This window comes from Paenibacillus sp. V4I5 (genome assembly GCF_030817255.1).
Taxonomy (GTDB): Bacteria; Bacillota; Bacilli; order Paenibacillales; family NBRC-103111; genus Paenibacillus_E.
Genome location: NZ_JAUSZB010000002.1, coordinates 6,795,520 through 6,806,413, shown reverse-complemented (window position 1 = coordinate 6,806,413; position 10,894 = coordinate 6,795,520). Strand labels below are relative to the sequence as shown.

General features: G+C 44.8%; 7 protein-coding genes and 1 pseudogene. 1 reads left to right on the top strand and 7 read right to left on the bottom strand.

Annotation, left to right across the window (positions count from 1 at the left end):
- Positions 1-199 precede the first annotated feature (199 nt).
- A complete protein-coding gene (locus QFZ78_RS33030) occupies positions 200-1,522 on the top strand; it encodes an FAD-binding oxidoreductase (protein ID WP_307553561.1) in 1,323 nt (440 codons plus the stop codon).
- 125 nt (positions 1,523-1,647) lie between these two features.
- Here the strand turns inward: QFZ78_RS33030 and QFZ78_RS33025 are convergent.
- The 7 genes and pseudogenes from QFZ78_RS33025 to QFZ78_RS32995 all read right to left on the bottom strand — a co-directional run.
- A pseudogene (locus QFZ78_RS33025) lies at positions 1,648-1,933 on the bottom strand (sigma factor); the annotation flags it as partial.
- A 186-nt stretch (positions 1,934-2,119) separates the two neighbouring features.
- Positions 2,120-3,640, bottom strand: a complete 1,521-nt coding sequence (locus tag QFZ78_RS33020) for a glycoside hydrolase family 43 protein (protein ID WP_307553559.1) — start codon at positions 3,638-3,640, stop codon at positions 2,120-2,122.
- A gap of 43 nt (positions 3,641-3,683) precedes the next feature.
- Entirely contained in the window at positions 3,684-5,303 is a 1,620-nt protein-coding gene (locus tag QFZ78_RS33015) for a response regulator transcription factor (protein ID WP_307553557.1), read from the bottom strand.
- Entirely contained in the window at positions 5,296-7,053 is a 1,758-nt protein-coding gene (locus tag QFZ78_RS33010; protein ID WP_307553555.1) for a sensor histidine kinase, read from the bottom strand. Before QFZ78_RS33010 ends, QFZ78_RS33015 begins: the two co-directional genes overlap by 8 nt.
- 86 nt (positions 7,054-7,139) lie before the next feature.
- Positions 7,140-8,063 (bottom strand): carbohydrate ABC transporter permease, encoded by a 924-nt coding sequence (locus QFZ78_RS33005; protein ID WP_373461083.1) that lies wholly within the window; start codon positions 8,061-8,063, stop codon positions 7,140-7,142.
- 14 nt (positions 8,064-8,077) lie between these two features.
- The gene (locus QFZ78_RS33000; protein ID WP_307553554.1) at positions 8,078-8,980 is read right to left on the bottom strand and encodes an ABC transporter permease; all 903 of its coding nucleotides are present in this window, start codon (positions 8,978-8,980) and stop codon (positions 8,078-8,080) included.
- A 67-nt stretch (positions 8,981-9,047) separates the two neighbouring features.
- Positions 9,048-10,781, bottom strand: coding sequence for an extracellular solute-binding protein (locus QFZ78_RS32995; protein ID WP_307553553.1), 1,734 nt, complete (start codon positions 10,779-10,781; stop codon positions 9,048-9,050).
- Positions 10,782-10,894: the final 113 nt, after the last annotated feature.

Genomic DNA, 10,894 nt, shown 5'->3' with positions numbered 1-10,894 from the left:
CTGAGATAGTTGCTAATCGTTTATCATGAGATCATCTTGGGAATTCCCAGGATGATCCTTTTTTGGTTTCAATAATATCTGTACTCGCTCAAAAGAATTTCACATCGTTGCTCTATTATGACCCGTTATAGCATATTTCAGAAAAAGGATTCATATTCACTTATCCTAAATCGTCATCAGACTGGCAGGTGTTACTACAATGGCATGGACAGACGGACTGACTGGACGCATAATCCTACAAAACGCCTCGGGTTATGAGGAATCAAGACGAAATTTTAATGCTCGCTTCTCCAAATACCCAAAAGTGATTGTCTACTGTCAGACTGGTCAGGATGCTGCCAACGCCGTTCTATGGGTACGCAAACAAAAGATACCTTTTAGCGTACGCTCTGGCGGCCACAGCTATGAAGCATTTTCGATTGTTGACGGTGGCCTAATTATTGATGTCAGCGATTTACTGCACCTACGAATCGACAAAGCGAGGGATACTGTGAGCATTGGCGCTGGATTTCGAATGCAGCATTTGTACGAAGCCCTATGGAAAAATGGATTGACCATTCCCGGCGGAACTTGCCCTACGATAGGCGTGTCTGGGTTGACGCTTGGCGGAGGTTATGGTTTTTTATCTCGATTTTTTGGCATGACTTGTGACAATTTACTCGAAATAGAGATGGTTAATGCGCAAGGAAAGATTATTCATGCGAATGAAAAGTACAATAGTGATCTGCTTTGGGCATGCCGTGGCGGAGGAGATGGGAGTTTTGGCGTAATCACATCCATTACTTACCGCGTGTTTCCAATCGGAGATGTTGCACTTTGCAAGTTGACGTGGAATTTTTCTGACCTTGAAAATGTAGTACGCTTTTGGCAGACATGGGCTCCGAATACCGATACCCGCTTGACTTCCCAGCTCAAGCTTCCGGCGCTAAATCAAGGCGATATTGAATCTTTCAGCGTGTTTGTCGGCTTAGAAAAAGAGCTGCGACGCTTCGTATGTCCTTTGAAAGAGGCAGTTCCACCTAAAATGTTCTCGATCCGCTCAGCTTCCTGGATCGATGCCGCACGCAGGATAGCTGGAATGCCGACATGGCAAGTCAAGTTTAAACATTCATCTGCCTACGCTTACGAACCCTTCTCGGACGCCGCGCTTAATATGCTGATCCAAAATTTAAAGAACTCTTCAGGCACCAGCAACTTTGTCGAACTTAACGCTTATGGGGGCGCGATTTTTGAGGTGCCACCGGATGCGACGGCGTTTGTGCACCGAAAAGCTCTGTTTGGGATGCAGTATCAAACCTACTGGGAGCAGGATTCGGAAGAGGTTAATAACATTCTTTGGGTTAAACGGTTCCGGGAGTCTATGCTTCCTTTTACACAAGGCGCGTATCGTAACTATAGTGATCAACTAATTGATAACTGGCAGACTGCTTACTTTGGAGAGAACATTATCAGGTTAAAGCAGGTAAAACAAGTCTATGATCCAGAAAATCTGTTCCGCTTCAAACAGAGCATTCCTCCTTAGCAGCTAAAAGCAAATTTGTTTAGGTAGCTGCATAATAAATCATCTTTTGTAAGACCATATCTCTTCGTACAAGGAGGTGATACAGCATGAATCAACAAGGTTTGGCTTTTGCTCTTCTCTATTTTAAGCTGCACTTTATCCACGACATCGTCAGCTTCCGTACCGAGAATGTCGATAAGCGTAATTTCATTCCCCTCTTTGTCCGTTCCGATGGGATCATGCAAGGACACATCTTTGCGCGTTTTCTTCAACGAACAGGTGCATCAAGATCTCGTTCTCAATACATCGAGCTGCGAATGTCGCGAGTTTCGTCCCTTTGTTAGGTGAGAACGACTCGATAGCTTTGATCAAGCCTATCGTCCCCCTCGAAATCAAATCCTCCAAATCTTCTCCTGTGTTATCGAATTTTTGACAATATGAACACGAAGCAACGTAAAATTCTATCCATAGAGCGACTTCCATTAATTAAAAAACGACAGTTCATAAATCGAAGCCAGTAGACAGCACAAAGCCCCCATCCTGCTGAAGCAGAATCGGAGGCTTGATTTGCTGAATACCTAGACCCAGCTTAGCTTTGCATGGGACATGCTCTTCTTACTATACGTTATTACCCACCTTTGTAAATCGAAAAAAATCAAAGTCAGCATGCCCGCCAACATGCTTGGAAGCATAGTTAAACAACCCGATCCGGTAGCCCATAAAATGGTCCAGCGTATACTTCATCTTCAACGAACTTCCGATTTGTTTCCATTCTTCACCGTTTGCTGAATAGTAAAAGCTTGCAATATCAACGCTATTTTCAAAATTGAAATGAACTTTCAAATAAATCAGGCTGTCCTCGTATTGAAGTCGTTCAACCGTTTCTTCACCGCCCCCTCCCCCATTGACACACATCGCAACATAGCGGTTGCCGTTCGCTGCAACTTGAATGCCGACAGTTCCGAAATGATTTTGCAATGCAACCAAACCTGCGTGATCACCCGACTTCATTTGAGATACATCCATCACCGTAATTCCGATACATACAGGACCTTCCGTACGTTGCGTCAATGTATTGCGTGCGAATAAGACACTACTGGTTACATTCCCCGTCACTAATCGCAACCAGCCTTGGCGCGCGGTCACAGACCAAATCCGGTTATCCGGATTATGATTCCACTGCCAATTCAATGCCAATTTATTTTCGTCATACTCGAACTCATCGCTTATTACCAAAGGGGCGGGAGCCGAACTTGGCAATTGCACTTTGAATGCCAATCGCGCTTTTCCATCCATCCCGATGACCGGCCAATCGTCCACCCAAGAAACTGGAAGCACAATGGGAATTCTCCCCACAGCATCATGATCTTGAAATAACACAACATACCACTCATTGGCTGGCGTGTCGATAATGCCTCCTTGAGCGATACCGTTATTACGGTAGCCCATGTCGTCATCGAGAATTACTTTATGTTCATAAGGACCCAGCAGCTCCCGCGAACGATAACAAAGTTGTCTGCGACGGCGGTTTCCGGTATTGGGCCATTCAATGAAGAACAAATAATAAAAACCGTTCAGCTTATTCGCATGGCATCCCTCGCATCGCAGCATGATACCGTCACGCTCCGTCTCGAAGAGCCGTTGATGGACGCCGCCAGATTTTACGGTCATCACATCAGACGTCAATTCTGTAATGTGAATACTCCCGTTGCCGTGAATGACGTAAACGCGGCCTTCGTCAAACAGCAGACTCGGATCATGATGGATTCCTGCAATTACAGAGCGTTCCCATCTCCCGTTCTCGATATCCGCCGTCCTGTAAATGTAAAACTGGTTCATATCATTACTTGAGAAGCACACGTAAAACATGTCATTATGATGACGCAAACTTACGGCCCATGATCCTTTGCCATAAATGCCTCTCCCGTCCAGCAAATTGTGCGCATCGTTATTCTCTAAGGTCTCGTAAACGTAGTTCACGATTCTCCAATCCATCAAATTCTCAGACCTCATAATCGGGCATCCGGGCATCGAATGCATGCTTGTGCTAACCATATAGTAGGCCGTCCCTACTCTAATAACACAAGGGTCAGGAACATCCGCCCAGATGATCGGATTCGTTATCGTCACATTCCCCATCGCTATCTCTCCTTATACTCAAAAACAGTTGATACCAATGTTCTTATTTCCTTACAATCTCACGATATTCTACAGGAGTCACGCCGATAGATTTTTTGAAAAATCGAGTAAAAGAGTGCGGGGTTTCATACCCTACCTGCGCACCCACTTCCGCAATCTTCAGCTCGTCTTTCTTGAGCAAATATTTGGCTTTCTCCATTCTAACTTCATCAATATACTCAGATAGATTGACTCCACTTTCCTGTTTAAAAAGCCGCGATAAATAGGACGGGTTGAAGTGAATCACGCTAGCTAAACGTACAAGAGACAAATCCTCACCCAGATGCTCCTCAATATACGACCGGACCTTCTCTATCACCGCAGCTGCTCTATTGCGTTCTACACTCAATCGAAGATCGAACAAGGACTCTGCGATCTGTTTCAAAAACCCGAAACTATCTTGCCAAGACGAATGCCTATCTCTTTGCATAAGCCCGGTTGTTCCAACTTTTTCGTGCAGCTCCCAACGGTTAATGTAAGATAAGAAGAAGAGCGCAATCGTATAGTACAGCTCCAAGGCAAAAGGTCCCCCATTTCCGCGTTCATCGAAAGCCGTTTCCATCAGTTCGTTGAACAGATGGAGAAATCCCTCTCTATTTCCACCTTCAAGATGAATCGCCAAAGACTCCGCCTTTTCTCTCAGCGTCCTTGAGTTGGCCGCGGTTTCAATCGTTTCAAAGTTGACCGTTTGTACCATCTGGGCGCCGTCTCCCGCTCGCCAGTACTGTTGACTTCTAATTCGGTCGTACATCTCTGAAAGCTGCTTCCATTCACATGTATCGGCGCAGAGCGTTATGGCAAAAGTGATTCCCAGAGAATCATAACAAGCTCGCTGCATAAGCTCGAATTGTCCTTCTAGAAACTTTATCGTGCGGGCATAGGCTTCGCCCGATTCCTTTCCATGTGCATACTTCGGTTGAACGAGCCAGACGAGGCCGCCGTAATGATCAATGATTCCAAGACTATCTGTGCGTTCTGCCAGGAATGTCTCTGCCAAGAATTTGACAGCAAGTGCCGCCTCCTGACTTTCAGCAAAGGAATGGTGCATGTTCGTACGCTGCAGGTCACCTACCGCCACAAGGACGGGCAAAGTTGGATCAAGAGCAATGCCCAATTTACGGAAATCAACTTCTAACTCCTCCGCTGCTCGCGTCCCCTGAAGCAAATAACGAAAATAATTCCCTTGAGCAAGCGTTTCGAGTGTGGTAAGCTTCTCACTCGATTGCTTGATTAGATTATGAAACTTTAAACTGTTCTCCAGTTCATGAATCGCATCGGTAACCGCCTTGATAATCTTATCGTATTGTTCACTCTTTAGGAGATAGCTAACTCCGGGTGTTTGAATCGCCTGGTAGACATAATCAAAGTCATTATACCCGGTCAAAAAAATGATTTTGCAATGCAGCCAATTACTCCGTATGTTTCTCATTAGCTCGAGGCCATCCATCCCAGGCATACGGATATCGGACAACACAATGTCTACTCTCGTAGTATTCATCCAATCCAGCGCTTCTTCACCGGAATAGGCTTTATACAAATCAAGATCCAGATTCAGTTGGCTAAATATGTCAAACAGCCCATCTGTAATGATTTCCTCATCATCAACGATCAGCATTCTAATCATGAGCATCACCTCCCTTTAAGGGAATACAAATGATTGCTTGCAATCCCCCGAGCTCGCTTCGGCTTATTCGCAGACCGTATGCTTCACCGAACGTGATTTTTACACGGCGGTGAATGTTCACCAAACCTGTCGTCTCCGTATGCTCACCACCGTTATCCAAGGTATCCCATATATTCTGCAATGCTTTATCCGTCAAGCTTTCACCGTTATCTTCCACCACAATATGGATTTCTGACTCTTTCATCTCGAAGCGGATGACAATCAATCCGCTGCGTTTCATTTGTTCCAAACTGTGTTCAAATGCATTCTCAATGATAGGCTGCACAATTAAACGTGGTACTGACACCAGTTCAATTTCCCGCGGGAGAGCTTCGAATTGCACCCGGATACGCCGCGAGAAGCGCAATTCCTGAATCTCCGTGTACATTCGGGCATGATGAATTTCTTGTTTCAACCATACTTCGTCAGAAGCATTCCGGGTAACAAAATGAAAATATTCACCAAGCTGTCCTGCAAACTGTCCGATTCGTTCAACGTCTCCAATCTTCGCCATCGTTCTCAGAATAAAGAAGCTGTTGTATAGAAAATGAGGATTAATTTGCGATTGAAGCTGCTTCAACTCTGCCCGCTGCGTCATAATTTTCTGCTTATAGACTTGATCAATCAAAGAACGAAGATTCGCGACCATTTGGTTAAATCTTCCATACAAGTATCCAAGCTCATCCTTAGACTCATGCTGGATGTTAACATCCAGATCCCCATTTTCCATACGCCGAAAACTTTTAACAAGCGTGATCAACGGTTTGTGAATAAATTTGTAGGTGGAGAATGCATAAATCGCAATAATGACAACAGCTACGAGAATAAATAACCATGCCCACATATAAAACTTGTCCAGCGGCCTCTTAATCATTTGTTCTGGAATAAACCGGTAAATAGACATATTTAAATAGTCAGAGCTTGCAATAGCGGTATAATAGCGGCTTCCCGAGATGGTAAAGGTCCCCGTACTATGCAGTGGATTCTCTCTTATTTGTTCAATAGTAGCCGTAATATCTTGCCATAGGTGCTCTAATGATCCACTCGTGAGAATGACACCGGATTTGTCCGTGGTCATCAATGTTCCGCTGCCGGGATAGGTGTTGAACTGGCCTAGCGCCTCCTGCAGTCTGTCTTGATCCAGTTCAATTTCAATGATGAACAATGGTTGATTCCCATTGGTCACACTTTGCTTTGCCGCACTTAAAAATAAGCCGCCATTCCACTCCATAATCTGGTTATTCCTGCTGCTTAATACCGAGCGAAAGCCATTATACCGTTCGGTATTAAATTTGCTTGGGCCATTAGCGGAAGAAACCGTTTTGGATAGCGGATAAATATGAGCACTTACATTTTTGATATAAGGACTGCTGTTTTGAATCGCGTATAGCCGTTTTCGCAGCGAGTTAATTTTTTCAGTACGTTTAAACACATCCATCGTATCCCAGGTCAGCGTCAGTTCGTTGAGATCCTCATCCTCGATAACGCCATACTGGAGCAGCTTCATCCGTTCTACCTCTTTCTCAAGATCGGTTACATAGAAGGTGAGCTGGGATACCGCCGTTTTGGAGATGTCTTCGCTTGCCGTCTGGACGATCCAGTTATACAGGTAGACGCCAAATAATAGAATGGGGAGCATGATAAGCAAAAAAGTACTGAGCAGCCGAAGGAAAATCGTGTTTCGCAAAGAGAATGGTTGACGGTTGATCAAGGCACAAGCCCCCAACTTTTTTTCTTCAATTATAGCCTGAAGCTTGTAAGTTTCCTAAACATTTTCGTTATGAAGCAATCCACCTTTTACCCCTTGACGCTACCAAGTACAATCCCTTTAACAAAATACTTCTGCAGGAATGGGTACGCCAAGATAATGGGAAGGGAGCCCAAGAATATCTGTGATGCTTTCAGCGTCCGGTCAGAAATGAGGGCCAAATTTATTGCTTCGTCACGCGACATATTCATTAAATTTTGCTGAATGACGATCGTCTGAATATAACTTTGCAGCGGGTAATGACTAGGATCTCCCATAAGCAGAAGGCCGTCAAACCAACTATTCCAATGCTCTACCATGGAAAATAAGGCAAGCGTTGCAAGAGCAGGCTTGGATATGGGCACATAAATTTTCCATAATGTCGTCCAGTAACTTGCACCATCCATAACCGCTGCCTCTTCCAGTTCTTTCGGCACTTCCCGAAAAAAATTAAGCAGCAGTACCACACTGAAAACGGGAACCGCACCTGGTAAGACGAGTGCCCAAATCGTATCAAGCAAATTGTACTGCTTAAGTGTAGAGTACCAAGGAATTAAGCCGCCGTGAAAGAGCATCGTCATGAAGAAAATCCAAGCGTATACCATTCGCAGGCGAAACGTCTTCGACTCCTTGGATAAAGGAAAGGCGACAAGGATGGTTAAAATCAAATTTAGTGGCGTCCCGATCGCTATGCGCTCCAAGGAAACAAGCATAGACTGCCAAAACGCTTCCCGGCTAGCCGTATACTTGTAAGATGCCACTGTGAAATCGACCGGCCACAGTTTCACATGACCTGCTGCTGCTGCTGTGCTTGAACTAAACGAGACGGCAACGATATGGATTAACGGAAGGACACAAATCAACGATACGATGATGAGAAAGGAAACATTCAGAACGGAAAACCACTCGAATCGTCTTCGACTGTTGGATACCCGGATATATGCGTCAGACACAGAACTTGATGGCTGTACCACTGTTTTCCCTCCTCCTAGAAAATTCTATATTTTGCAAACCGATAAGCCACAAAGTACGAACTTGAAATCAATATAAGTGAAACTAGTGATTTGAATAATCCAACTGCTGTTGCCACACCGTATTGAGCATCCAACAAACCGATCCGATATACAAAAGTATCCAGAATATCGCCGCTTTCATACACTTGAGGGCTATACAAATTGAACACTTGATCGAAGCCCGCGTTCAGAAGCTGTCCTAGACTTAGAACCGAGAGCAGTACGATGACCATACGCATACCGGGAATGGTGATATGCCATATCTTATGCCAGCGGTTTGCGCCGTCGATCGTGGCAGCTTCATATAAACCGGGATCAATTCCCGTAATAGCCGCCAAATAAACAATAGTCCCATAACCAAAATTTTTCCATATATCAGAAGATACCAACGTAAACGGAAACCAATGATTGTCCCCAAGAAAGAATATCTTATTTATGCCGAACGCACCCAACAATTGGTTAACAATACCGCTAGAAGGGGATAAAATATCGATAAGTATGCCGCCTAGAACGACCCATGAGAGGAAATAGGGTAAATAAATGGTCGTTTGTACACTTCTTTTAATCACCTCATTCTTCAATTCGTTGAGAAGAATGGCAAATACAATCGGCACGATCAAGCCTAGAATAAGCTTAAGACTTGAAATAAACAGGGTATTCCACAGAACCTGAGTAAAACTAGGCAGGTTCATGAGATATTTGAAATTCTCCAAACCAACCCACCGCTGATCACCGAAGAGTCCTTTCGCTGGGATGAACTTCTGAAAAGCAATAACAATTCCCGCCATGGGAACATATGAGAATAACACGATCAGTACCAGCCCAGGCAATATCATCAGATGCAGCGGAAGCTCTCTCCATATCTTTCTGGTTCCCATATCCATCCTCCATCATTTGAAGCAAAATAAGCAGAGGAAGGAAGGTGAATCCATCCTCTGCCTGATGCTATTTCTTCGTTGACATATACCAGTCATTTACTTCTTTCGTAATTTGTTCTCCGCCAAGCTTCGCCCAATCTTTGACAAATTTATCGAATTCATCGATTGACCCACCCATAATAATTTTGGTGTAAGTCTCATTCATTAACTTCTCCAAAGTCGATTTACGCTCAACCATCGTAGGCGTAGGTGCACCAACAAATTTATCCATCAGGAACTGATTGTTTTTGTCATATTGATCAACAACCCCTTCAGAGCCTTCCGGGCCGTAAATCCGCTCCCATCCCCACAGCGCAAACCCTTCCTTAGATCCCGAATTGAAAGCATCTATTTTTCCTTGAATCGTTTTGGCTTCCCCTTTCAATGTCGAGAAGTTGTTTGCTTTACGTGCCGCATCGATCGCTCTAAACGCCTCTACGTTCTTTTTTACCGGAGAAGGTGTTACCGGGGACAGCTGCCACACGCTCTCCGCTTCCGGCGGTGCGTAGTATTTGTCAAACTCTGCCGTTGTACCAAAGTTTTTCTCCAGATGCAGATTAAACAGCTTGATAACTGCTTCAGGATGCTTGAATCCCTTTTTAACCGCAAAAAACTTGGTCGTACTGAACTTCAGGGGCACTTTTGGCATTTCGCCTGATTCCGAAACGATCGGATATGCCCGCCATTGTGCATTAGGGTCGTTGTTCCGGTTCAACTGAAGCGGCCAAATAGAATTCCACTGTTCGCCGTATTCCAATCCGATCTTTCCGGCGGCGATTTGCTCGGATACCTTGCCTCCGTCTTTAATGCCGAACTCCTGATCCAGCTCTCCGTTCTTGAACATGCTCTGCAGAGATTGAAGCGCTTTCTTCACTTCCGGTTGAATGCCGCCAAAAACCAGTTTACCGGATGTGTCGGTGAGCCACATATTCGGATAAGCCTTATACCCGGCCATGAACCCTTCCAAGCCCATGGCTCCACCCCATAAGCCTTTGGTTAAGCCAAGTCCAAAGGTATCTTTTTTCCCGTTGCCATCCGGATCGTTTTCCGCAAATGCTTTCGAAATCGCCTGCACATCTGCCATCGTCTTCGGGGGTTGTAAGCCTAACTTCTGAAGCCAATCTGTACGAATCCAGATAAACATGGCACGTTCGATCGAAGAATCAACCTGCGGGATCGCCATCAGTTTGCCGTCAATCTTAACGGCGTCGAATGGACTTGTTCCCTCTTGCAATAAGATTTCTTTGGTTAACGGAGAAGCATATTTCTCATATAAGGCCGTCATATCCTCAATTTGGCCGGCATCGGCCAATTGCTTCAGTTGGGTCGCATTCACTGGAATGACATCAGGCAGATCGCCGGAGGCTAGCGTTACATTCAGTTTCTGCAAATATTGCTCTGAAGTATCGTTCCCTTTTACGACCCAATTGTTTTTAATATTGATCCCAAGCTGTTCCTTATACAGACGGGTCCAGCGGTTGTCTTCAAACGTTTCTCCCTTTAACGCGCCAAGCACATTATTTTCTACAACATCGTTGAGACTCCGGACAAACGACACGTCGATTGGTGGATCATACTTACCCAGCGGGTCTGCATTTGCACCTTTCATATCGGTACTCCCGGCAGTGCTCACCGCTTCAATAGCCGTTTCATTCTGCCCAGTATTCGTTGAATCGTTTTGACTGCTACATGCTGACAATAGCGTTGTGATTGCGAGAATGGAAACAGACAACGCTTTCATTTTGTGCTTTTTTGGTTTCATGTACATCCCCCTATATCGAATTTTTAAAGTATCACTGCAGTGACGTTGTTTATGTTTTTATTATAGGGTCCGCACAATATCCAAACAATGTACAACTCTTTACTTTACTTACC

What these genes read in the sequence shown, in the direction of transcription:
- QFZ78_RS33030 (WP_307553561.1), top strand. Translation starts at nt 200, where the DNA reads ATGGCATGGACAGACGGACTGACTGGACGCATAATCCTACAAAACGCC.
- QFZ78_RS33015 (WP_307553557.1), bottom strand. Translation starts at nt 5,303, where the DNA reads ATGATTAGAATGCTGATCGTTGATGATGAGGAAATCATTACAGATGGG.
- QFZ78_RS33000 (WP_307553554.1), bottom strand. Translation starts at nt 8,980, where the DNA reads ATGGGAACCAGAAAGATATGGAGAGAGCTTCCGCTGCATCTGATGATA.
- QFZ78_RS33020 (WP_307553559.1), bottom strand. Translation starts at nt 3,640, where the DNA reads ATGGGGAATGTGACGATAACGAATCCGATCATCTGGGCGGATGTTCCT.
- QFZ78_RS32995 (WP_307553553.1), bottom strand. Translation starts at nt 10,781, where the DNA reads ATGAAACCAAAAAAGCACAAAATGAAAGCGTTGTCTGTTTCCATTCTC.